General features: G+C 70.0%; 19 protein-coding genes. 6 read left to right on the forward strand and 13 right to left on the reverse strand.

The features are described from left to right. Positions 1 to 112 precede the first annotated feature (112 nt). Complete coding sequence (locus IH68_RS0129240; RefSeq protein ID WP_030940860.1) at positions 113 to 1,687, forward strand: sodium:solute symporter family protein; 1,575 nt, start codon at positions 113 to 115, stop codon at positions 1,685 to 1,687. A gap of 76 nt (positions 1,688 to 1,763) precedes the next feature. Here the strand turns inward: IH68_RS0129240 and IH68_RS0129245 are convergent, their stop codons facing one another. Next, complete coding sequence (locus IH68_RS0129245) at positions 1,764 to 2,879, reverse strand: ADP-ribosylglycohydrolase family protein (protein ID WP_030940862.1); 1,116 nt, start codon at positions 2,877 to 2,879, stop codon at positions 1,764 to 1,766. Between the two features lie 114 nt (positions 2,880 to 2,993). Here IH68_RS0129245 and IH68_RS0129250 point away from each other — a divergent pair, with 114 nt between their 5' ends. Together IH68_RS0129250 and IH68_RS0129255 are read left to right on the forward strand one after the other, a co-directional pair. After that, positions 2,994 to 3,365 (forward strand): class I SAM-dependent methyltransferase, encoded by a 372-nt coding sequence (locus IH68_RS0129250; RefSeq protein WP_030940864.1) that lies wholly within the window; start codon positions 2,994 to 2,996, stop codon positions 3,363 to 3,365. A 41-nt stretch (positions 3,366 to 3,406) separates the two neighbouring features. Next, complete coding sequence (locus tag IH68_RS0129255; RefSeq protein ID WP_030940866.1) at positions 3,407 to 3,913, forward strand: DUF2165 domain-containing protein; 507 nt, start codon at positions 3,407 to 3,409, stop codon at positions 3,911 to 3,913. Positions 3,914 to 3,943: 30 nt separating this feature from the next. Here IH68_RS0129255 and IH68_RS0129260 read toward each other — a convergent pair whose 3' ends face one another. The 4 genes from IH68_RS0129260 to IH68_RS0129275 form a co-directional block, all read right to left on the reverse strand. Further along, the gene (locus IH68_RS0129260; protein WP_234341663.1) at positions 3,944 to 4,441 is read right to left on the reverse strand and encodes a hypothetical protein; all 498 of its coding nucleotides are present in this window, start codon (positions 4,439 to 4,441) and stop codon (positions 3,944 to 3,946) included. Beyond that, positions 4,441 to 5,004: a hypothetical protein gene (locus IH68_RS0129265; RefSeq protein ID WP_030940872.1), complete on the reverse strand. Its 564-nt coding sequence runs from the start codon at positions 5,002 to 5,004 to the stop codon at positions 4,441 to 4,443. The genes IH68_RS0129260 and IH68_RS0129265 overlap by 1 nt, the downstream gene beginning before the upstream one ends. Before the next feature lie 54 nt (positions 5,005 to 5,058). Then, a complete protein-coding gene (locus IH68_RS0129270; protein ID WP_030940874.1) occupies positions 5,059 to 7,644 on the reverse strand; it encodes a bifunctional FO biosynthesis protein CofGH in 2,586 nt (861 codons plus the stop codon). Between the two features lie 67 nt (positions 7,645 to 7,711). Then, positions 7,712 to 8,578 (reverse strand): LLM class F420-dependent oxidoreductase, encoded by an 867-nt coding sequence (locus IH68_RS0129275; RefSeq protein ID WP_030940877.1) that lies wholly within the window; start codon positions 8,576 to 8,578, stop codon positions 7,712 to 7,714. Here IH68_RS0129275 and IH68_RS0129280 point away from each other — a divergent pair. After that, complete coding sequence (locus IH68_RS0129280) at positions 8,504 to 10,078, forward strand: PHP domain-containing protein (RefSeq protein ID WP_078912682.1); 1,575 nt, start codon at positions 8,504 to 8,506, stop codon at positions 10,076 to 10,078. The two genes, IH68_RS0129275 and IH68_RS0129280, sit on opposite strands and share 75 nt — an antisense overlap. A gap of 31 nt (positions 10,079 to 10,109) precedes the next feature. Here the strand turns inward: IH68_RS0129280 and IH68_RS0129285 are convergent, their stop codons facing one another. Both IH68_RS0129285 and IH68_RS0129290 read right to left on the reverse strand, forming a co-directional pair. After that, on the reverse strand, positions 10,110 to 10,784 hold the full coding sequence (locus IH68_RS0129285) for a hypothetical protein (RefSeq protein ID WP_030940881.1): 675 nt from the start codon (positions 10,782 to 10,784) through the stop codon (positions 10,110 to 10,112). A 179-nt stretch (positions 10,785 to 10,963) separates the two neighbouring features. Continuing rightward, positions 10,964 to 13,636: a helix-turn-helix transcriptional regulator gene (locus tag IH68_RS0129290; RefSeq protein WP_078912652.1), complete on the reverse strand. Its 2,673-nt coding sequence runs from the start codon at positions 13,634 to 13,636 to the stop codon at positions 10,964 to 10,966. Positions 13,637 to 13,954: 318 nt separating this feature from the next. Here IH68_RS0129290 and IH68_RS0129295 point away from each other — a divergent pair, with 318 nt between their 5' ends. Further along, positions 13,955 to 14,200: a DUF5302 domain-containing protein gene (locus IH68_RS0129295; protein WP_030940886.1), complete on the forward strand. Its 246-nt coding sequence runs from the start codon at positions 13,955 to 13,957 to the stop codon at positions 14,198 to 14,200. Positions 14,201 to 14,268: 68 nt separating this feature from the next. Continuing rightward, on the forward strand, positions 14,269 to 14,661 hold the full coding sequence (locus tag IH68_RS0129300; RefSeq protein WP_030940888.1) for a nitroreductase/quinone reductase family protein: 393 nt from the start codon (positions 14,269 to 14,271) through the stop codon (positions 14,659 to 14,661). 24 nt (positions 14,662 to 14,685) lie between these two features. Here the strand turns inward: IH68_RS0129300 and IH68_RS0129305 are convergent, their stop codons facing one another. From IH68_RS0129305 to IH68_RS0129330, 6 genes are all read right to left on the reverse strand, one after another. Beyond that, complete coding sequence (locus IH68_RS0129305; RefSeq protein WP_030940890.1) at positions 14,686 to 16,137, reverse strand: aldehyde dehydrogenase family protein; 1,452 nt, start codon at positions 16,135 to 16,137, stop codon at positions 14,686 to 14,688. Next, the gene (locus IH68_RS0129310) at positions 16,134 to 17,864 is read right to left on the reverse strand and encodes an N-acyl-D-amino-acid deacylase family protein (protein WP_030940892.1); all 1,731 of its coding nucleotides are present in this window, start codon (positions 17,862 to 17,864) and stop codon (positions 16,134 to 16,136) included. The genes IH68_RS0129305 and IH68_RS0129310 overlap by 4 nt, the downstream gene beginning before the upstream one ends. A gap of 123 nt (positions 17,865 to 17,987) precedes the next feature. Further along, complete coding sequence (locus tag IH68_RS0129315; protein WP_078912653.1) at positions 17,988 to 19,106, reverse strand: LLM class flavin-dependent oxidoreductase; 1,119 nt, start codon at positions 19,104 to 19,106, stop codon at positions 17,988 to 17,990. Between the two features lie 122 nt (positions 19,107 to 19,228). Further along, positions 19,229 to 19,999 carry an SDR family NAD(P)-dependent oxidoreductase gene (locus tag IH68_RS0129320; RefSeq protein ID WP_030940896.1) on the reverse strand — a complete coding sequence of 257 codons (771 nt, stop codon included), beginning with the start codon at positions 19,997 to 19,999 and terminating at the stop codon, positions 19,229 to 19,231. Between the two features lie 11 nt (positions 20,000 to 20,010). Then, positions 20,011 to 20,913, reverse strand: coding sequence for an LLM class F420-dependent oxidoreductase (locus IH68_RS0129325; protein ID WP_051833828.1), 903 nt, complete (start codon positions 20,911 to 20,913; stop codon positions 20,011 to 20,013). Positions 20,914 to 20,930: 17 nt separating this feature from the next. After that, positions 20,931 to 22,163, reverse strand: a complete 1,233-nt coding sequence (locus IH68_RS0129330) for an amidohydrolase family protein (RefSeq protein ID WP_030940899.1) — start codon at positions 22,161 to 22,163, stop codon at positions 20,931 to 20,933. Positions 22,164 to 22,310: the final 147 nt, after the last annotated feature.

The following is a 22,310-nucleotide window of genomic DNA, read 5'->3' on the forward strand; positions in this document are numbered from 1 at the left end:
CAACACAAGGAACATTTTTGCCTTCCTTTGACCTGACGCTTGCTTGTCGTGCCCATGTTGGCGCGCCCAGGATGAGCGAGCCGTTCACAAGGCGGACCCTGGGAGGGGGCACATGAACAGTCTCGACTGGGTCGTACTCATCGGCTACTTCGGTGTGATGGTCGCGATCGGCGTCTGGTCGCACAAGCGAGTGGACGACGTCAGCGACTTCTTCACGGCCGGCGGGAAGATGCCGTGGTGGCTGTCCGGCATCTCGCACCACATGTCGGGCTACAGCGCGGTGATGTTCACGGGCTATGCGGGCATCGCCTACACCTACGGTGTGACCTCCTTCGTCACCTGGTCCTTCCCGATCGCGCTGGGCATCGCCGTCGGCTCGAAACTGTTCGCGCCGCGCATCAACCGGCTGCGCTCCAGGCTCCATGTGGCCTCCCCGCTGGAGTACCTGAAGAACCGTTACGACCTGAAGACCCAACAGGCGCTGGCCTGGTCCGGCATGCTGCTGAAGATCGTGGACGTGGGCGCCAAGTGGGCGGCGATCGCGACGCTGCTGTCCGTCTTCACCGGCATCACCCTCAACCAGGGCATCCTCATCACCGGCGCGATCACCGCCGTCTACTGCACCATCGGCGGTCTGTGGGCGGACGCGCTGACCGAACTCGGCCAGTTCGTCATCCAGTTGCTGGCGGGCATCTCGATGTTCGTCGCCGTCGTACTGAAGCTGAACGACAAGGGCATCGGCTTCTTCGGCGCCTGGGACGAGCCGGCCCTGCACGGCCACGGCAAGCCGCTGGTCGGCCCGTACGGGACCGTCTTCCTCCTCGCCTTCCTCTTCATCAAGCTCTTCGAGTACAACGGCGGCATGCTCAACCAGGCCCAGCGCTACATGGCGACGGCCGGCCCGCGGGAGGCCGAGCGGTCGGCGCGGCTGTCCGCCGTCCTGTGGCTGGTCTGGCCGGTGGTCCTCTTCTTCCCGATGTGGATGTCCCCGCTGCTGGTCCACGCCCAGAAGCCGGACGGCTCCGACTCCTACGGCCTGATGACCGAACAGCTGCTGCCGCACGGCCTGTTGGGCCTGGTCATCGTCGGCTTCTTCTCGCACACCATGGCCATGTGCTCGTCCGACGCCAACGCGATCGCGGCCGTCTTCACCCGGGACGCGGCGCCGGTGCTGTCCCGTCGGGCCCGGGAGTGGGGCCCGCGCTCGGGCCTGATCGCGGCCCGAGTGACCACGGTGGTCTTCCTCGGCCTGTCGATGGCGGTGGCGACCCAGGTCAACTCCCCCACCTTCAAGGACATCATCACGGTGGTCATCAAGTGGGTCGCCGGACTGATGGGCCCGATCGCCATCCCGATGATGCTGGGCCTGCTCCGCCCGTTCCGCCGCTCCGGCCCCACGGCGGCCCTGACCAGCTGGTCGATGGGCCTGCTCGCCTTCTGGCTGGTCAACTACCCCATCAACTGGAACGTCAAGGGCGGCGTCCCGCTCCAGTACCAGGTCTCGATCCCGCTGGCGGTCTCCCTGGTCCTCTACATCCTCATCGGCTACCTGAAGCCGGAGGACACCCCGGAGCGCCTCGCCGTCATCGAACGCATCAACACGGACGACGACAGCGCGGCCGCGGCGGCGGTACCTGCGCCGGCCGGTCCTGCGGAGGGCGCCGTGGGCACCGCGGTGAAGGAGTAGCGCCCGCGGACGTGGTGGTGACGGGGTTGACGGGGTTGCAGCCGGGGGGCTGCAACCCCGTCGTTCGTCATGAGCCCTAGGCCCTCGGATAGCGGGCGAGCCACCCGGGGGACGACCCCGCCGGCCCGTGCAGTGCGGGCCCCTGTGTCATCTCCATGGCGAAGTCGTCGGCCAGCTCCAGAAGCGTCGGGCGGCCTTCCAGCTCGGCCAGCCAGCCCGGCGGAAGGGCCGTTTCGCCGTGCAGGGCGCCCAGGAGGCCGCCGGTCAGGGCGGCCGTCGCGCCCGAGGGGCCGTCCTGGTTCACGGCAAGGCACAGCCCGTGCCGGAAGTCCTCCCCCACCAGTGCGCAGTACACGGCGGCGGCCAGCACGCCCTCCGCCGACCCGTCCCCGGCCAGCTCCTCGACCCGCGCGGGCGTGGGCATGCCCTGCCGTACCGCGCCCAGCGCATGCTGCAGCGCGTCCGACACCGCCTGATGCCCCGGCCGTGCGGCGAGCAGCGCGAGCGCCCGCTGCACGGCCCCGTCGAGGGTCTCGCCACGGGCCAGACCGTGCACGATCACGGCGTACGCGCCCGCCGACAGATAGGCCACCGGATGCCCGTGGGTCTGCGCCGCGCACTCGACCGCCAGCTGGACCACCAGCTGCGGCTCCCAGCCGACCAGCAGCCCGAAGGGCGCGGAACGCGCTGTCGCCTCGGGGCCGATCTCACCGGGGCTCTTGGGCGCGTCCAGGGTCCCCATGTGCTCGTCCCCGAACCCGAGAAGCAGCGAACGCGCCGGATCCCGCCGGGCGTACAGCCACTCCTCCCTGGCCAGCCATCCATCATCCTTACGACGCTCGTCCGGCCCCCAGTCGCGCTGGGTGGCCGCCCAGCGCAGATACGCCCGGTGCAGATCGGTCGGCGGATGCCAGGCACCGGTGTCGCGGCGCACCTGCGCACGTATCAGCCCGTCGACGGTGAACAAGGTCAGCTGTGTGATGTGGGTGACGGCACCCCGTCTGCCGTACGCAAAGGCGAAGTCCGCGACGCCCTCGGCCCCGTACGCCTCCCGGATCCCGTCGAGATCCAGCGCGTCGACGGGCGCCCCGAGCGCATCTCCAACGGCAGCCCCGAGCAGCGTCCCCCGCACCCGGCTCCGGAAATCCTGCTGCTCGACACGGCCCCATATGGCCCCGGCTGGCGCATTCACCAAGACCTCCCCGATGGCTCCGCCCGACGCATGACAGTTCAGCACTGTAATCGAACGGGAACGGTCGGTTCAGAGGGCAGAGTGGTATGCGAGACATGACAGGAGTGGTCACGAGTGACCCCGAGTGCTCAGTTATCGGCTGATGCTGCGCGGCTCCGCGCCGCCGTCGACGCCCTGCCGCTGCGCGAAGGGATGCGGGTCCTGGAGATCGGCTGCGAACCCGGCGCCGCGGCCCGGGAGGTCGCCCGCAGGGTCGGCGACGGACACGTCCACGCCACCGACCGCTTCGCTCGCGCGATCGCCCAGGCCGTAGCCGGCTCCGAAGCCGAAATCTCGTCCTGGGGCCCTGGACGGCCGCCACCCGGAAGCGGCCGCCGCGCCCTGGACAGGATCGCGGCGGCGCTGACGCCGACGGGCCGGCTGCTGGTCGACGACGGTTCGTCCATGGTCGAGGTCCGGGCCGTTCCTCGTTCTGGTTCTGGCTGATTGATCTCGAACACGCCACCCCGTGAGGGAAGATGGCCGTCATGGCATCGACACCCCCACGCAGCGCACTCCATCTCACCGCCACCCTCCTCACCGCGAGTGTCGCCCTCTACATCGCCCTCGTGGCCTTCGGCAACATCACGGACTTCGGCACGAACCAGGCGTTCGTGCAGCATGTACTGGCCATGGACACGACGTTCAAGGACGACGACCTGATGTGGAGGGCCATCACCAGCAAGGGACTTCAGAACACGGCGTATGTCGCGATCATCGTCTGGGAGACCCTCGCGGCCCTCGTCCTCATATATGGCACCTGGCTCTGGGCGCGGCGCGACTACACCCGCGCCCGCAGCATCTCCACCTACGGCCTGCTGATGCTCCTGCTGCTCTTCGGTGCCGGGTTCATCGCGATCGGCGGTGAGTGGTTCTCCATGTGGCAGTCGAAGACCTGGAACGGACTGGAGGCGGCGACCCGTGTGATCGTGTTCACCGGGGTCGTGCTGCTCGTCGTACAGCTGACCGACCGGCGGACCGACTCGTCTGCCTGACCGCCGCCGCCTCGCCAAATACAGCTACAGCTAAGGCTGTTGCTTCTTCTCCACATAGAAGGAGTAGGCGAAACTTCCGTTGCCCGGACCGGTCGCATCGGCGTTGAAGCTGATGGGGCCGGGACCGGAGTCAGAGGCGGACACCTCCACACTCTGCTGGAAGATCGACCCGTCACATGTGCTGGTATGCGTCGCCGAAGGAACATACCTGCCGTCGACGGTGAACTTGACGACGGCCTTGCCCTTCCCTGTGCAGGCAAAGGCGAATGTCACACTCCGCACGTTTTCGGGTATCGCGGGCAGGGTGTTTCCGATCTGCGGCTGCAAGCGGCCATATCCGCTCCCGAGGGCCTCTCTGCCGGCGAACGCCTGGTTCAGAATCGCCTTTGCGCCCTTGCCGTCCGGTGCGGGGCTGACCGAAGTCGGGGTCGTACGGGACGCGCGTGCCGACGAGTCGGTCGGCTCACCGGAGTCGCAGGCGCTGCTCAGTGCCACCGCGGCCACGAGGCACAGCAGGGCCGCTTTCACTACTTGACCACCGCCACCTTCGTCCCCGCCGTCCCGAACGTCCACAGCGCAGTCCCGTCCGCCGTCCGCATCCGGATGCCGCCCGTCGCGGTGTTGGACGCGGGCGGCGGGGACGAGCCGTCCACCGCGTTGGAGAAGGCGACATTCACGCCGGATTTGACCGAAAAGTACACGATGTGTTCGATCTTCACGCCGTCGGAGCCGGTGATGGCGCCCCGGGTGCGGGCGCCGACCGTGTACGTGCCGGGGTCCGGGCTCACCGTCCCCGGCCACACCGCGAACGTACGGCGGGCCGCATCGCTCGCGTCGACCAGCCACACCGTCTTCTTCCCGAGGGAGTAGACGATGCGCCGCCCGGTCCCGGAGCCGTCCGGTACCGCGGCCGGTGCCGTGGACTTCGTGGGCGTGGGATGCGCGCCCGCCGACGCCGACGCGCTCGGCCGGGCGGCGACCGCGTGGGGCTTCGGCCCCTTGTCGGCCTGTACGGCCAGGACGACGACAGCGGCGATCGCTCCCACCGTCAGACCGGTCACCCAGACCTTCGGGGCTGGCACGGCACGCATCTCCTCAGCTCCACATCCCCATGTCCTCATGGAACAGGGGTCGGATCATCGTACTCAGTCCAGCACCGGCAAAAGTTCCGGCAAGTGCCCGTCGGACGCCGCCGCCGCCCGCTGCCGTTCCTCCGGCACCTCCCCGTACAGCGTCGTCCGCGGTTTCGCCGGGCGACCGGCCGCGTCCGCCACTGCGATCAGGTCCTTGACCGACTTGTACGAGCCGTAGGAGGAGCCCGCCATGCGGGAGATCGTCTCCTCCATGAGGGTGCCGCCCAGGTCGTTGGCGCCGGAGCGGAGCATCTCCGCCGCGCCCTCCGTGCCCAGCTTCACCCAGCTGGTCTGGATGTTCGGGATCCACGGGTGCAGGAGCAGGCGGGCCATCGCCGTCACCGCACGGTTGTCGCGCATGGTCGGGCCGGGGCGGGAGATCCCTGCCAGGTACACGGGGGCGTTCGTGTGGATGAAGGGGAGAGTGACGAACTCCGTGAAGCCGCCGGTGCGTTGCTGGATTCCGGCGAGGGTGCGCAGGTGGCCGAGCCAGTGGCGCGGCTGGTCCACATGCCCGTACATCATCGTCGAGCTCGACCGGATGCCCAGCTCGTGCGCCGTCGTGACGACCTCGATCCAGGTCGCCGTCGGCAGCTTGCCCTTGGTCAGGACCCAGCGGACCTCGTCGTCGAGGATCTCGGCGGCCGTGCCGGGGATGGTGTCCAGGCCCGCCTCCTTGGCCGCGCTCAGCCACTCCCGGATGGACATCCCCGTGCGCGTCGCACCGTTGACCACCTCCATGGGCGAGAAGGCGTGGACGTGCATCCCGGGGACGCGGGACTTCACCGCCTTCGCGATGTCGAAGTACGCCGTACCGGGCAGGTCGGGGTGGATGCCGCCCTGCATGCAGACCTCCACCGCGCCCACGTCCCAGGCCTGCTGGGCCCGGTCCGCGACCTGCTCCAGGGACAGGGTGTAGGCGTCGGCGTCCGTCCTGCGCTGGGCGAACGCGCAGAAGCGGCAGCCCGTGTAGCAGACATTGGTGAAGTTGATGTTGCGGGTGACGATGTACGTCACGTCGTCGCCGACGGCCGACTTCCGTACGTCGTCCGCGATCCGCGTGAGGGCGTCCAGTGCGGGGCCGTCGGCGTGCAGCAGGGCGAGGGCCTCCGCGTCCGTGAGGCGCGTCGGGTCGTCCGCCGCCGTCGCCAGGGCCGCCCGTACGTCCGTGTCGATGCGCTCCGGCAACATGCCGGGGGCGGCCGCCTCGCGCAGGGCGGCCCAGTCGCCGTACACCTCGTCGAAGTCGTCACGGCGGTCGGACGTACGGCCCTCGGTGTCGATGGAGGAGTGCAGATCCGTACGGCCGGAGGCGACGAAGGCCTCCTCCGGTTCCTGCCACGGAAGCCCCTGCGGGAGGACCTCGGGACGCGCGAGACCCGTCTCCGGGTCGGCCAGGGCGCGCACGTGCGGGCGCAGGCGCGGGTCCAGCCAGGGTTCGCCGCGCTGTACGAACTCCGGGTAGACGCAGAGGCGTTCACGCAGTTCGAAGCCGGCGGCGCGGGAGCGCTCGGTGAGTTCCTCGATCTGCGGCCAGGGGCGTTCCGGGTTCACGTGGTCGATGGTCAGGGGGGACACACCGCCCCAGTCGTCGATGCCTGCTCCTATCAGGCGCTCGTACTCGGAGTCGACGAGGTTGGGCGGGGCCTGGAGGTTGGCGGACGGGCCCATGATGTGGCGGGCTACGGCCACCGTGGCCACCAGTTCGTCCAGCTCCGCGTCCGGCATGCCGCGCATCGCGGTGTCCGGTTTGGCGCGGAAGTTCTGGATGATCAGTTCCTGGATGCCGTGGTAAGCGCGGGAGATCTTGCGGAGCGCGAAGAGGGACTCCGCCCGCTCCTCGTACGTCTCTCCGATGCCGATCAGGAGGCCGGAGGTGAAGGGGACCGAGGAGCGGCCCGCGTCCTCCAGCACCCGCAGCCGTACGGCGGGTTCCTTGTCCGGGGAGCCGTAGTGCGGGCCACCGGGCTCGGACCAGAGCCGGGTGGCGGTCGTCTCCAGCATCATGCCCATGCTCGGGGCGACCGGCTTCAGGCGCTGGAAGTCCGTCCAGGACATCACGCCGGGGTTGAGGTGGGGCAGCAGGCCCGTCTCCTCCAGGATGCGGATGGAGATGGCGCGGACGTAGGCGATGGTGTCGTCGTAGCCGTGCGCGTCGAGCCATTCGCGCGCCTCGGGCCAGCGGTCCTCGGGCTTGTCGCCCAGGGTGATCAGGGCTTCCTTGCAGCCGAGGGCCGCGCCCTTGCGGGCGATGTCGAGGACCTCGTCCGGGGACATGAACATGCCGTGACCGGCGCGGCGGAGCTTGCCGGGGACGGTGACGAAAGTGCAGTAGTGGCATTTGTCCCGGCACAGCCGGGTGAGGGGGATGAAGACGCTCTTCGAGTATGTGATGACGCCCGGACGCCCCGCCTGTTCGAGGCCGGCGTCTCGTACCCGGGCGGCGGACGCGGCGAGGTCGGTGAGGGCCTCGCCGCGGGCCTGGAGGAGCACGGCGGTCTCGGTGACGTCCAGGGCGACGCCGTCACGGGCGCGTTTGAGGGCGCGACGCATGGAGTTGTCGGTCGGTCCGGTTCCGGAGGTCGCGGAAGTCGTCATTCTTTGAGCATACGTTCGGGTTGATCAGGTCAAAGAGGCGCCGGCTCATCCACGGAAACGCCGTTCGTTACACGGTGTCACTGGAACCGGCCAGGAAGGTCCCGTACTCATCGAGCACCCGCAGCACCTCCGCCTCCCCCGCCGGCGGCAGCTGCACCACGACCTCCTCGATGCCGAGGTCCGCGTAGTGGGCCAGTTTGCCCGGGTTCGGGTACACGGCGTACGGGACCACCTGCAGCGCCGACGGGTCGCGGCCCGCGTCCGCCCAGGCGGCCCGCAGCACCGGCAGTGACTCCGTCAGCCCGCGCCCGCCGATCGGCAGCCACCCGTCGGCGTACTCGCAGATGTGGGAGAAGAGCTTGGGACCGGCGGCCCCGCCGACGAGGGTGCGCGGGCCGACGACCGGACCGCGCGGCTTCTGCACCGGCTTGGGGTGGGCATACGAAGCCCGTACGCTCCCGAACTCCCCTTCGTACGCGGCCGGTTCGTCACTCCACAGCGCACGCATCAGGGCCATCCTGTCCCGCACCAGCTCCCGCCGCGTACGCCACTCGACCCCGTGGTCGGCGGCCTCCTCGACGTTCCAGCCGAAGCCGAGGCCGAGGGTGAAGCGGCCGCCGGAGAGGTGGTCGAGGGTCGCGATCTGCTTGGCGAGGTCGATCGGGTCGTGCTGCGCGACCAGCGTGATGCCGGTGCCGAGGCCGAGCCGCTCGGTCACCGCGGCCGCCTGGCCGAGCGCGACGAAGGGGTCGAGGGTGCGGCCGTACTCCGGCGGCAGCTCACCGCCCGCCGGGTACGGGGTCACACGCTCCACCGGGATGTGCGTGTGCTCGGGCAGATACAGGCCGGCGAAGCCGCGCTGCTCCAGCTCACGGGCGAGCCGGACGGGGGCGATGGTCTCGTCGGTGAGGAAGATCGTGACGGCGATTCGCATGGGTCATCTGTACCGGGTGCGGCCCCATATGTCCATACCGACTGGTCGGTCGTTACCTGCAGCTGTCGCGCAGGCATGACATCGCGCAACCGGTCGGCCTACGTTGGAGACGTGACGACGATTCGCGGCACCCTGCCTCCGGGCTCCCCGGACTATGTGTACGTACCCGTCGAAGTACCGTCCGGTGTAAGCGAGTTGAAGGTCTCCTACACCTACGACCGCCCCTCCGTCCCACCCGGCACCCCGGGCAACGCGCTCGACATCGGCCTCTTCGACGAGCGCGGCACCGAGCTGGGCGGGAAGGGGTTCCGGGGATGGTCGGGCGGGGCGCGTACGGAGTTCTTCGTACGCGCGGACGACGCGACGCCCGGCTACCTCCCCGGTCCGATCCACCCCGGCACCTGGCACATCGCGCTGGGCCCGTACACGGTGGCCCCGCAGGGCCTGTCGTACGAGCTCACGGTCACGCTCACGCACGGGGAGCCCGGCGAGACACCTGAGCCGGTGTACCCACCCACACGGGCGAAGGGCCGGGGCCGCGCCTGGTACCGCGGCGACTGCCACCTCCACACCTGGTACTCCGACGGCCGCCGCACCCCGGCCGAGGTCGCGGCCCTCGCGCGGGCAGCCGGCCTGGACTTCATCAACTCCTCGGACCACAACACCCACTCCTCGCACCCGCATTGGGCCTCGGCGGCGGGCGACGACCTGCTGATCATGCTCGGCGAGGAGGTGACGACGAGGAACGGCCACGTCCTCGCCCTCGGCATCGATCCCGGCACCTTCGTCGACTGGCGCTACCGGGCCCGGGACAACCGCTGGGCCACGTCCGCCCGCCGGATCCACCGCGCCGGAGGCCTGGTCGTACCCGCCCACCCGCACGCCACCTGCGTCGGCTGCGGCTGGAAGTTCGGCTTCGCGGAGGCGGACGCGGTCGAGGTGTGGAACGGGCCGTGGACGCCGGACGACGAGGTGACGCTCGCGGAGTGGGACAACCAGCTGGTCGCTTCCGTGCGGGAGGGGCGCGACTGGATTCCGGCGATGGGCAACAGTGACGCTCACCGGAATCCGGACGTGGTCGGCATGCCCCAGTCAGTGGTCCTGGCCGAGGATCTGACCCGGGAGGCGATCCAGGACGGCATCCGGGCGGGGCGCTCGTACGTCGCCGAGTCCCGCAACGTCACACTGGCCTTCACGGCCTCCGCCGGCGGCCGGACCGCCGGTCCCGGCGAGCGGCTGGACACCGACCACGAGACGCCGGTGACCGTACGCCTGGAAGCGGCCGGCGCCCCGCGCTGCACGATCCGCTTCGTGACCGACCAGGGCGTCCTGTTCACGAGCGAACCGCTGCCGGTCACAGGCTCGGGCACGGTGGAGTGGCGGACGACACCGGCGTACGCGGCCTACGTACGGGCCGAGTTGCGGCACGAGACGGCGGTGGGGCCGCTGCCGGGGGTGATGGCGGCGTTGACGAATCCGGTCTTCCTCGGCCGCCCGTGACGGTGCCGCTGCGCAACGGGTCTGCGGCCGGTCACAGGAAGAAGGGCAGGTTCACGATCAGGGCGACGTATGCGATGCAGCCGAGCACCATGAGCACGGCGTACTGGACGAAGTGGACGTGACGCCACGGCGTGGGTATCCCGGGAAAGCGCTTCTTCAGTAGAGGCCATTTGAGGAAACCGTGGTCCTGGAAGACAAGATCCAGGTGCTGCCACAACTCCCGGAGCCCTTCCGCGTCCCAGAGCCGGGCGTCGATGAGCACCGGCCGGTGGTCTCTGGAGGTGATGACGATCCGGCTGCCGTGCGGACCGTCGACGGGCACCCTGACCGTGTGCAGCCCCGTCAGGGAGGACACCGGAGTGTGCAGAACCTTGCGGTTCCATCGGTCGCGCACCGTCAGGACGCCGTCTTCCAGGCGGATGCCGGCGTTGGCCCAGCGCAGGCCGATCAGCGCGCAGACCCAGAGCAGCGGGAACACGACTGCCAGGATCCCGATCACCAGCCCCGTCATCCCCGACCCTGCTGACGTACCGCGTCCCTTGGCCATCATGAGACCCATACGCAGCGCCCCGATGGCGATGAGGGGCGACGCCTTGATCAGCAGGGCCTTGCTGGGCCCGTTGTCGGGCCTGACGGAAACCCAGGGGAGGTCCACCTCGTCCGCCGGGTCGGTGAGCGGGGCATCGCCCGGTGGCCGCGTAGTCATGCGCATGTCCTCCTTCTGCGTCGCGCCGCGCTCCGCCGTATGTGCCGGCCAGGAATTGTGGGCAGGGACGCACGACCACTCTCCCGGAACGCCTGGATCGCCGGCATCGGGGAAACTACGTAAACGCACACGCGACCGACGGTGAAGACGTGCTCGCAGCAGCCTTCCGTCTCGCGTTGTCAGGGATTCTGTCCTCCCTTGGTGAGCAGGACATGCGTGAGGCTTGCTCGGTTCGCCACGCCCAGCTTCCGGTAGATCTGCCTCAGATGGGTCTCCACAGTGCGCACGCTGAGGAACAGGGCCTCCGCCACCCGTTGGTTCGTCATGCCCTTGCTGACCAGGCGGGCTATCTCCCGCTCCCGGCCCGACAGGAGACCCCAGGGACCCTCCGGCGCGAGTGACCGGGTCTGGTCCGTGAGTTCGTGGCGGCGGCGCGCGACCGTGTCGGCGAGCTGTGCCGAGCCGCATCGGCCGGCCAGTGCCTCAGCCCGGTCCAGCCAGTCGGCCACCTCCTGCGTGCGTCCCACGCTCAGCGCGACTTCGGCTGCGTCGAGCAAGGTGCGGCACAGCTCGATGCGTTCCTCACCGGCGGCGAATCCTTCGACGGCTTGCTGCGCACTGTGCAGGGCGCTGTCGATGTCGCCCCGTACCACGTGGTCCCACATGCGCGCCCGATGCGCGAAGGCCCGTCGGCCGGGCGACGGGAGCTGCCCGGCACAGGACTCGGCCAGCTCCGCCCAGTGCGCGGTGGCGGCCGAGTCGGACACGGCGGCGGCCGCTCTTGCCAGCGCGGCGCACCAGCGTGGCTTGCGCCAGCCCGCCACCCGAGGAAGCTCATCGCCCCCGGCGGCGTCCAGCAGCAGCCAGCGGGCCTGCGCCGCATTCGACTGGTCCGCGTGCAGCGTGAGTTCGGCGTGGAAGCAGCGAACGGAGATGGCCCAGGAGGCCCGCGAGCCGTCCACGCTTTCCAGTGCCCGGGCGGCCGACGCCTGCCAGGTTTTCTGGTCCCGCCCGCCCTGCCAGAAGAGCGCCTCGGCACGGACCATCGCGATGATCGCCTCCGTCACCGGTGCACCGCCGCCCGCCGTGATCGCATCGGCGCGGTCGAGTGTGGCCAGTGCGGCGCGCAGCCGCCCCGAACGCAACTGGGTGTTGGACAGTACCGTGAGGATGTTGGGCTCGATGTAGACCTGACCGGTACGCCCGCACAGCGCGGCGGCGCGCTGCAGATGGCGTTCGGCGTCATCGAGCCGTTCCAGCATCCCCTCGGTCATGCCCAGTTGCAGCAGGGCGTCCAGGTTCGTCGACAGCAGGGAATCGCCGGCCGCGTCCACGAGATCGGCGGCGGCCGTGGCCTGTCGGCGTGCTCTTTCCTGGTCGCCGAGGAACAGCGACGCGAGCGCGGCCTGTGCCAGGGCGTGGGACTCACCGGCCCGGTCGCGGTGGCCACGGGCCAGCGCGGCGGCCGTCTCGGCATGGTGGCGGGACGACTCGTAGTCCCGCACCGCGTAGGCGTGGTCGGCGAGTTCGACATGCAGGGCGGCAGCGATGGCGCCGTTGTGTTCTGTCATGGCGGCCAGCCCTGCCCGAGCCATGGCTCCGGCCTCCGTGTGCCTGCCGCGGTGGCGTTCCAGCCGGCTCGAATCGGCGAGTGCGGCCGCTTCGTGCGGGCCGGTGATGGCGGACCGCAGCGTGTCCAGCAGCGTGCGGACGTCGGCTGCCTTGCCGCTCAGCATCCGGGCCCGGGCAAGCAGGACCTGCGCCTCGTACCCGTGCTCCGCTCCCTCCGACAGCAGGGCGGTTGCGGCCTCCAGATGGTCGACAGCCGCAGACGGCGAGTCGAACAGTTCGCTGCGGGCCGCGCTGATGAGGGTGGTGGCGTGGTCCGGCCGGCTCGGGTCGGCGATCTGGGCGACATGCCGGGCTCGCAGCGTGACGGGTGCGGTGCGCCGTGCCAGTTCGGTATCTGCCCGCCTGTGCATGGCATGTCGCCGGCTCGGCGGCACCCGCTCGTACACGACCTCGCTCAGGGCGCGGTGACGGATGGCGAGATGAGCAGCGCGCTCGGCCGGCCGCACGAGGTCGAGGTGGGTCAGCATGTCCAGCGCTTCGAGAGTCGCCGGCAGGCCGAGGTCTGCCACCGCCGCCAGCAACTCCGGCTGGAACGGCCCGTCGAGAACCGCCGCTGCCCGTACGGCCGTGAGTGCGTCCTCGTCGAGCCCGGCCAGCTCGCCCAGGATCGCTGTCACGGCCTGGTCGTACGCCGGTCCTCGCGTGCCCAGCGCTTTGAGGTACAGCGGATTGCCCAGGGCGTCGTCGTAGAGGGTGTCCGCGCGCAGAGGATCGCCGAGCAGTTCCGCCGCCTCCTCCCGGGACAGCGGACCGAGCGGCACAGTGGCGAGGAGACCGGCCGCCACCGCGCGCGCCAGCGACTCGGCGCTCCCGGCCGGCAACTGGCGGGGGCGGTAGCCGAAGAGGCAGAGCGACGGGCTGGTGACAGTAGACCGCATGACCCGCTCTGCCAGGGCGATCTCTTCCTGGTGCAGAGCGTGCAGGTCGTCCACCACGACCACCAGGGGCGCGTCCGGACGAGGCTGCGCGTCGGCGACCGCCTCCACGGGCACGACCGGGATTCCGGCGGCTCGGGCCCGGGTCGCCACAGCGGCCAGGAGGGTGCTCTTTCCGATGCCGGGCTCACCGGTCACCGCAACGGCCCGCCCGGAACCGGCCCGCACCTCGCTGAGAGCCTTCAGGAGTTCGGCGGTCTCCGCGGTGCGGCCCACGAACGCAGACGTCGCCTCGGTGGCCCGGCCGGACGCGGACAGACCCCCAAACTGCCGATCATCAGACATGACCGCAGCGTAGTCGGGCAAACCGGTAGTTGGGGATGGTAGGTGACCAAGCCCGCACCGAAGGTTTGCCACCAAGGTGCCGTGCCGCGACGGTGGTTGCGGGCAGGACCGCGCGGCAGCCCTGGACGACGACCTGGTCCAGATCTGTGACCGCTGCCCATGGTCCGACGGCCACGCCCCCGTCGGCCGGCACGTATCCAGTCCACTCGGGCCGGGGTGTGAGGCAGGCTGCAGGTTGCTCCACGCCGGACGCGGGCGCCCGGCGCCGGACCCGGCATGACAAGCTGTGCTCACACTGCCCGAACCCAGGAGGTCACCATGACTGCAGAGTCTCCACGGCAAGAAGGTTCGGAGCCGGATGAGGCCGAGAGCCCTGCCCTGGCGCCCGATGAGGACGGCCAGTACGACCTGAAGGGCAAGTTCCGGGAGGCCCTGGCGCGCAAGCGCAGCAAGCAGGAGGAGGCCGCGGCGGCTCTGTCTGAGAACGCCGACGCGTCGAAGATTCGAGGCGCGCACGGCCCGGCTGCGAGTCAGCGGTCGTTCCGGCGAAAGAGCGGCGGCTGAGTCCGCTCCTCAGGCTCCTCCCGCTGCCGCGGGAGGAGCCGCTTCACACAACAGGAGATCCGGGAACGATGCCCCGTCGCGCCGAGAGCAAGTACCGAGCCGTCACGGCCTTCCAGCGCAAGCTCAACGCGGTCATGCGCCGCCTTCCGCTCCAGACCCTGCTGGAGACCACGGGCCGCACCTCCGGCCTGCCCCGCCGCACGCCCCTCGGCGGGCGCCGGGTCGGCGACTCGTTCTGGCTGGTTTCCGAGTTCGGCGAGCGCTCGCAGTACGTCCGCAACATCAAGGCCGATCCGCGGGTACGGGTCCGCCTCCGCGGCCGCTGGCACACCGGCACGGCCCACCTCCTGCCGGACGACGACACCGCGGCCCGACTGCGCGCCCTGCCCCGGCTCAACAGCGCGGCGGTACGGGTGATCGGCGTGGGACAGCTGACGGTGCGGGTGGATCTGGACGGGTGAGCCGGAGGCGCCCGTCGGGCCTGCTCACCCCGGCCACACGAGCGCCTGCACCTCGCTGTACGCATGCAGCGCGTACGAGCCGACGTCCCGCCCGACCCCGCTCTTCCTGAAGCCCCCGAACGGCGCCTCCATGTTGCGGCCGACGGTGTTGATCCCCACCCCGCCCGCCCGCAGCTGCCGGGCCACGCGGAAAGCGCGGGCGACATCCCCGGACCACACGTAGTCGATGAGCCCGTAGTCGCTGTCGTTGGCGAGGGCGATGCCTTCTTCCTCCTCGTCGAAGGGGATCACCGACACGACCGGGCCGAAGATCTCCTCCCGGGCCACGCGCATGTCGTTGGTGCAGTCGGCGAGGAGGGTGGGAGCGACGTAGAAGCCGCGGTCGGTCGCCGGGCGTTCACCGCCCGCCGCCACCACCGCGCCCTCCTTGCGGCCCAGTTCGACGTACGACTCCACGCGGTCCCGGTGGGCCGCGGAGATCACCGGGCCGACGATCGTGCCCGGCTCCCTCGGATCGCCGACCTTCAACCGGCCCGCGTACGAAGCCAGTTGCTCGACCAGGCGGTCGTACACGCCCCGCTGTGCCAGCACCCGCGTAGGTGCCGTGCAGATCTGGCCGCTGTAGAAGGAGAAGGTGGTGCCGATCCCCGCCACCGCCGAGCCGAGGTCCGCGTCGTCGAGGACGACCGCGGCGCCCTTCCCGCCCAGCTCCAGGAGCTGCCGCTTCAGGGACCGCCCGCAGACCTCGCCGATGCGCTGCCCGACCGCCGTGGAACCGGTGAAGCTCACCATGTCTACGTCGGCCGAATCCACCGCCGCCTCGCCGACCTCCACCGCCCGCCCGGAGACCACGTTCACCACACCCGCCGGGGCTCCTGCCGCCTCCAGCGCCTCCGCCATGCGGTAGACCGACAGGGGATCCTGCGGGGCCGGCTTCACCACCACCGTGTTGCCCATGGCGAGGGCGGGGGCGATCTTGCCGGCCGGGTTGGCCCACGGGTTGTTGTACGACGTGATGCAGGTGACCACGCCGACCGGCTGGCGGACGGCCAGCGCGCCCATCACGCCCGCCCTCCCCATCGGGCCCGCCTCGTTGATCTGCGGCGGGATCGGCCACTCGGCGGGCTCCACGCGCGCGTACCGCCGGAATCGGGCCCCCCCGACCCCGACCTGCATCGCCCGCGCCGTCCCCGTGGTCGCACCGGTCTCCGCCTGCGCCAGCTCGGCGTACGGCACGAACCGGCTCGCGATGATGTCAGCCGCGCGGCCGAGCACCGCCGCCCGTTCCTCGGGCGGGGTCCTCGACCACGGCCCGAAGGCCTCGCGGGCCGCGGCACACGCCGCGTGCACCTGATCCCGCGAGGCCTCCGGAGCCCACCCGATGGTCTCCTCGGTCGCCGGGTCGACGACCGCGTAGTGGCCGCCGTCCGGCTCGATCCAGCGGCCCCCGACGAAGAGCCGCTGCTCAGCGTTCAACGGGTGCTCACCGTCCTCGTGTCCCGCCCGGACCGCAGCACGCGCCCCGGCACGGCGCCGCTCACCACGTCGTCCCGGATCGCCTCGACCCCGTTGACCCACACGGCCCGCACCCCGATCGCCTTGGCGTCCAGCCGCGGACTGTCACCCGGCAGGTCGTGCAGCAGGGTGGCCGTACCCGCGTCGATCCGCTCCGGGTCGAAGAGGACCAGATCCGCATGGAAGCCCTCCTCCACCCGGCCCCGCTCACGCAGCCCGAAGAGCCGGGCCGGGTCGTCGGTCAGCATCTTCACCGCCTGCTCCAGACCCACCAGCTTCCGCCGGCGCAGACAGTCGCCCAGGAAACGGGTGGTGTACGGGGCTCCGCACATGCGGTCCAGGTGCGCACCGGCGTCGGATCCGCCGAGCAGCACGTCCTCGTGCTGCCAGGTCTCGGCGCGCAGCGCCCAGGACGCTGGGTCGTTGTCGGTGGGCATGGGCCACAGGACCGTACGCAGTTCGTCGGCCGCGCAGATCTCGACGAGGCACTGGAACGGGTCCTGCCCCCGCTCCTCCGCGATCTCCTCGACGACCCTGCCCGTCAGCCCCTCGTTCGCCTTGCTGTACGTGTCCCCGATGACGTACCGCCCGAAGTTCGTGAGCCGCCGGAAGACGCCGGCCTCCTTGGACGTGGCGTGCTCCAGCATCTCCGCGCGTACGTCAGGGTCGCGCAACCGGGCGAGCCGCTCCGGGACCGGCAGCCCGAGGACCGGACCCCAGCCCGGTATCAGGTTCAGCGCACAGAAAGTGCCCAGGGACATGTTCATCGGCGTCAGGATCGGCATGGTCAGCGCGACCACCCGGCCGCCCGCCTTCCGTGCCTGCTCACTCGCGTACAGCTGCCGGGGCACACGTTCGGGTACGGAGGCGTCGATGGTCAGGACGTTCCAGTTCAGGGGACGTCCTGCGACCGCGCTCATCTCCGCGAACAGGTCGATCTCGGCGTCACTGAACTGGTCCAGGCAGCCGGCGACGATCGCCTCGATCTGCGTGCCCTCGTGCTCGCCGACGGCGCGCGAGAGCGCCAGCAGCTCCGCCGGCTGAGCATGCCGGGAGGCGACCGGCTTCCCGTCGCCGTCGGAGTGGGTGGATGACTGGGTGGTGGAGAAACCCCAGGCCCCGGCGTCCATGGCCGCGTGCAGCAACCCCACGATCTCCGCCAGCTGCTCCTCACTGGGCTGCCCACCCACCGCATCCGGCCCCATCACATACCGGCGCAGGGCACAGTGCCCGACCATGAACCCCGCGTTGACCGCGATACGTCCCTCAAGGGCGTCCAGGTAGTCGCCGAAGGAGTGCCAGCTCCAGGGCGCCCCCTCCTCCAGCGCGACCAGCGACATGCCCTCGACCTTGGACATCATGCGGCGCGTGTAGTCGGCGTCCTCGGGCCGGGACGGATTCAAAGGCGCGAGCGTGAACCCACAGTTCCCGGCCGCGACGGTCGTCACCCCATGGTTCAGCGAGGGCGTCGCGTAGGGATCCCAGAACAACTGGGCGTCGTAGTGCGTGTGCGGGTCGACGAACCCGGGGGCGAGGACGAGCCCGGAAGCGTCCTCGCTGGTCCGGGCCTCCTCGGTGACGATACCGATGACGGCGATACGACCGTCTCGTATGCCTACGTCGGCGGTGTACGCGGGCGCACCCGTGCCGTCGACGACGGTCGCGCCTTTGATGAGGTGATCAAGCATGGAGCCTCCTTCTCAACTCCGGCGAGGGTGACGCGCCCCAAGGGGCGCGGGGCTGTGTTGAATTTGCGGCTACCGCCGCGCGGGCGCGACAAGCCACAACGCACCCGCACCCCGCAACGGCGATCAAGCAGCAGCCCGGAACCGGGACGTCCGATGAACAGGATCCGTGTCGATCTTCGGAATCACGTGCTCCCCGATCAGCCGAATCGTCTGCAGCGTCTCCTCCTTCGGCACCCCCACCGGCAGCCCGAAGCTCAGCTGGTCCGCCCCGGCCTGCTCCCACCGCTTGCACTGTGTGAGCACCTCGTCCGGATCCCCGCAGATCAGCAGCTCCTCCTCGATCAGCACCTCCACGAACTCGGGCGTGTACTCCGGCAGCGTCTCCGGCCACACGGGGAAGCCCTCCGGCCGCGGGAAGGTGTCGTGGTACCGGAACACCAGCGACGGCAGGTAGTGCAGCCCGCCGTTGGTGGCGATCCGTATCGCCTCGTCGTGTGTGGGCGCGCAGATGGCGGTCGTCGTGACCATCACGTTGTCGTTGACGAAGTCCCCGACCGGCTCCGCGTTCACGATCGCCGTCTTGTACTGCTCCAGCACCCACTCCATGTCGGAGACCTTCTGGATGCTGAACCCGAGCACACCGAGGCCCTTACGAGCGGCCATGGCATACGAGGGCGGAGACCCGGCGGCGTACCACATCGCCGGATGCGACTTCCCGTACGGCTTGGGCAGGACCTTGCGCGGCGGGAGCTGCCAGTGCTTGCCCTGGAAGCCGGCGTACTCGTCCTGGAGCCACATCTTCGGGAACTCGGCGATCGTCTCCTCCCAGATCTCCTTGGTGTAGTTCATGTCGGTCACACCCGGAATGAACCCGAGGATCTCGTGCGAACCGGCGCCCCGCCCGCTGCCGAACTCGAAGCGGTTGCCGGTGAGATGGTCGAGCATGGCGACCTTCTCGGCGACCTTCACCGGGTGGTTGACCTGGGCGAGCGGGTTGAAGATTCCCGAGCCGAGATGGATCCGGTCCGTCGCGTGCGCCAGGTACCCCAGGAACACATCGTTGGCGGAGAGGTGTGAGTACTCCTCCAGGAAGTGGTGCTCGGACGCCCAGGCGTACTTGAAGCCCGACTTGTCCGCCTGGATGACGTACTCGGTCTCCTCCATCAGTGCCTTGTGCTCGGCGAGCGGGTCGGTCTCGGCGCGCTTGCCCACGTATCCCTGTACAAAGAGCCCGAATTCCAAGGCGGGTCACCATCCCTACGTTCCTGACGCACCGTCAGATTCTCTGCCGCCCGACTGTTGCACCGCCCGCATGCACCGTCAATAGCTGACGGCCAGTCAGATGCACCGGCTGGGGTGACCGGTCAGAAGACCGACACCCCCGCGAGCCAGCCCCCGTCGATCACGAACGGCTGCCCCGTGATGTAGGAGGAGTCGTCGGAGGTCAGGAACAGGGCCAGTCGCGCGACCTCCTCCGGCCTCCCGATCCTGCCGAGCGGCACGAGCTTGCGGTACAGCTCGTCCAGGGCCCGGCCCGTCTCCTCCGCGTCCGCCGCCGGGTCCAGCTGGGCCGGGTTGGACATGGCGGTGTCGATGGCGCCGGGGCACATGGCGTTGACGCGGATGCGCCGGTCGGCGAGTTCCAGGGCTGCGACGCGGGTGAGGCCGAGGATGGCGTGCTTGGTGGCGGCGTACGTCCCGACGGCCGCCATGCCGGTCACGGCCGTGTAGGAGGCGGTGTTGACGATGGTGCCGCCGTCCTCCATCACCGGTGCGACGGTCTTGATGCCGAGGAAGCAGCCGACCTGGTTGACCTGGACGACCTGCATGAACTCGTCGAGGGGTGTGTCGAGGAGGGAGTTGAAGCGCAGGATGCCGGCGTTGTTGACCAGGCCGTCTATCCGCCCGAGGGAGTTCTTCACGGCGCTCACGGCCGACCGCCACTGGTCCTCCTGGCTCACGTCCAGGTGGACGTAGCGCGCGCCCAGTTCCTTCGCGAGGGCGCTGCCCTGGTCGTCGAGGACGTCGGCGATCACGACCTCGGCCCCCTCCGCTCCGAACAGGCGGGCCTCCTGCTCCCCCTGTCCGCGCGCCGCCCCGGTGACGATCACGACGCGTCCGTCCAGCTTGCCCATGCCATGACTCCTCAGAGAGTGGGCGCCACTTCGGCGCCGAAGGCCGCCATCTGGTCGGTGAGTTCGGTGCGGCTGCGGCTGCGGAACCGCACCTGGATCTGGTGCACGCCCATCGCGCGGTACGCCCGCAGGGACTCGGCGAGCGCGTCCGGAGGGCCGGTGAGAGTACGGCGGCCGACGTCCCAGGCGGGTGTGCCGAGGTAGAGCGGCTCGGTGATGGCACCCATGGTGAACGGCTCATCGAGGTCAGCCTCGTCCCGCAGCCGCCGTATCCGCTCGATCTGTGCGGGCAGCCGGTCCCGTGGGTCGCCCTGCGGCAGCCAGCCGTCGCCCTTGAGGGCGGCGCGGCGCACGGCTGCCGGGGACGATCCACCGACCCACACCGGCACGCACTCCTGGGCCGGCCGCGGCTGCTGCCCCAGCCCCTCGAAGTCGTAGAGCTTGCCGTGGTGTTCGGGGAACTCGTCCGGGCCGAGGGCGGCACGCAGCGCGTCGATCGACTCGTCGAGGACGGCCCCGCGCCGGTCGAATTCGACGCCGAGCACCTCGAACTCCTCCCGCACATGCCCGGCGCCGACGCCGAGGATCAGGCGGCCGCCCGCCAGATGGTCGAGGGTGGCGTACTGCTTGGCCGTCAGCAGCGGATGCCGTAGGCCCACGACGGCCACGTGGCTGAGCAGCCGTACCCGCTCGGTCACGCCCGCCAGGAAGCCGAGGGTGGCGACGGGGTCGTACCAGACCGTGCTCATGGCGGGGGCCAGCCGGCGCGGGATCGCGACGTGGTCGCAGCTCGCGAGGTAGCCGAAGCCGGCGCGGTCGGCGGTACGGGCGATCTCCACCAGGTCCTCGGGGCCGGCGCCGGCCTCCCAGCCCTCGGCGTAGATGGTGCTCTGGGACTGGACGGGCAGCTGCATCCCGTACGTCAGGGCACTCACCGCCAGAGCCCCTCAGGGGTGAGCCCCAGCAGTTCGACGGCGTTCCCGCGCACGATCCGCTCCACCACCGCCGGGTCGAGGTGGCCCATCTGCGCCTCGCCGACCTGCCTGGACTTCGGCCAGGTGGAGTCGGAGTGGGGGTAGTCGGTCTCGTAGAGGACGTTGCCGACGCCGATCGCATCGAGGTTCTTCAGCCCGAAGGCGTCGTCGAAGAAGCAGCCGTACACGTGCTCGGCGAAGAGTTCGGACGGCGGGCGGTGGACCTTGTCGGCGACGCCGCCCCAGCCGCGGTTCTCCTCCCAGACGACGTCGGCGCGTTCGAGGATGTACGGGATCCAGCCGATCTGGCCCTCCGCATACATGATCCTGAGATTCGGGAAGCGTTCGAACTTGCCGCTCATCAGCCAGTCGACCATCGAGAAACAGCAGTTGGCGAAGGTGATGGTGGAACCCACGGCGGGCGGGGCGTCCTTGGACGTCGAGGGCATACGGCTGCTGGAGCCGATGTGCATGGCGATGACCGTGCCCGTCTCGTCGCACGCGGCGAGGAAGGGGTCCCAGTCGTCGGAGTGGACGGAGGGGAGGCCGAGGTGCGGGGGTATCTCGGAGAAGGCGACGGCGCGGACCCCGCGGGCGGCGTTGCGCCGGACCTCCGCCGCCGCGAGTTCGGCGTCCCAGAGCGGGATGAGGGTGAGGGGTATGAGCCGGCCCTGGGCCTGCGGCCCGCACCACTCCTCCACCATCCAGTCGTTGTAGGCCTGGACACAGAGCAGGCCCAGCTCGTGGTCCTTCGCCTCGGTGAAGGTCTGGCCGCAGAAGCGCGGGAAGCTCGGGAAGCAGACGGAGGACTGGACGTGGTTGACGTCCATGTCGGCGAGGCGCTGCGGGACGTCGTACGAGCCCGGTCGCATCTGCTCGTAGGTGATGACCTCGAGTTTGATCTCGTCCCTGCTGTAGCCGACCGCGGTGTCGAGACGGGTGAGGGGACGCTGGAGGCCCTCGTACAGCCACCAGTCGCCGAGGGGTCCGTCGTCGCCGGGGGCGCCCATCACGGGACGGAAGCGGCCACCGAGGAAGGAGATCTCCTTCAGCGGGGCGCGGACTATGCGGGGGCCGGTGTCGAGGTACTTCTTCGGCAGGCGGCTCTGCCAGACGTCGGCGGGCTCCACGGTGTGGTCGTCGACGGAGATGATCAGCGGGAAGTCCGGGAAGTCCTTGGTGGTCTCCATGGCGGTCACGGTAGCGCCGATCTGACGGTCCGTCAGCTATGTGGTTGCGGGTGCTTGGAGGCTTCTTGTTGCTCGGGTCTGTCGGTATCTGTGCCAAGAGGTGTGCGAAGAGCAGGTGAGGGCCTTGTGATATCCCGCGCGTCTGCC

It is taken from the genome of Streptomyces sp. NRRL S-646, assembly GCF_000720765.1.
Classification (GTDB): domain Bacteria; phylum Actinomycetota; class Actinomycetes; order Streptomycetales; family Streptomycetaceae; genus Streptomyces.

Coding starts and splice junctions, on each gene's coding strand:
- IH68_RS0129320 (WP_030940896.1), bottom strand. CDS start 19,999: ATGGGCAAGCTGGACGGACGCGTCGTGATCGTCACCGGGGCGGCGCGC.
- IH68_RS0129300 (WP_030940888.1), top strand. CDS start 14,269: ATGCCCCGTCGCGCCGAGAGCAAGTACCGAGCCGTCACGGCCTTCCAG.
- IH68_RS0129240 (WP_030940860.1), top strand. CDS start 113: ATGAACAGTCTCGACTGGGTCGTACTCATCGGCTACTTCGGTGTGATG.
- IH68_RS0129295 (WP_030940886.1), top strand. CDS start 13,955: ATGACTGCAGAGTCTCCACGGCAAGAAGGTTCGGAGCCGGATGAGGCC.
- IH68_RS0129330 (WP_030940899.1), bottom strand. CDS start 22,163: ATGGAGACCACCAAGGACTTCCCGGACTTCCCGCTGATCATCTCCGTC.
- IH68_RS0129270 (WP_030940874.1), bottom strand. CDS start 7,644: ATGACGACTTCCGCGACCTCCGGAACCGGACCGACCGACAACTCCATG.
- IH68_RS0129325 (WP_051833828.1), bottom strand. CDS start 20,913: ATGCAGCTGCCCGTCCAGTCCCAGAGCACCATCTACGCCGAGGGCTGG.
- IH68_RS0129255 (WP_030940866.1), top strand. CDS start 3,407: ATGGCATCGACACCCCCACGCAGCGCACTCCATCTCACCGCCACCCTC.
- IH68_RS0129275 (WP_030940877.1), bottom strand. CDS start 8,578: ATGCGAATCGCCGTCACGATCTTCCTCACCGACGAGACCATCGCCCCC.
- IH68_RS0129290 (WP_078912652.1), bottom strand. CDS start 13,636: ATGTCTGATGATCGGCAGTTTGGGGGTCTGTCCGCGTCCGGCCGGGCC.
- IH68_RS0129265 (WP_030940872.1), bottom strand. CDS start 5,004: ATGCGTGCCGTGCCAGCCCCGAAGGTCTGGGTGACCGGTCTGACGGTG.
- IH68_RS0129310 (WP_030940892.1), bottom strand. CDS start 17,864: ATGCTTGATCACCTCATCAAAGGCGCGACCGTCGTCGACGGCACGGGT.
- IH68_RS0129285 (WP_030940881.1), bottom strand. CDS start 10,784: ATGACTACGCGGCCACCGGGCGATGCCCCGCTCACCGACCCGGCGGAC.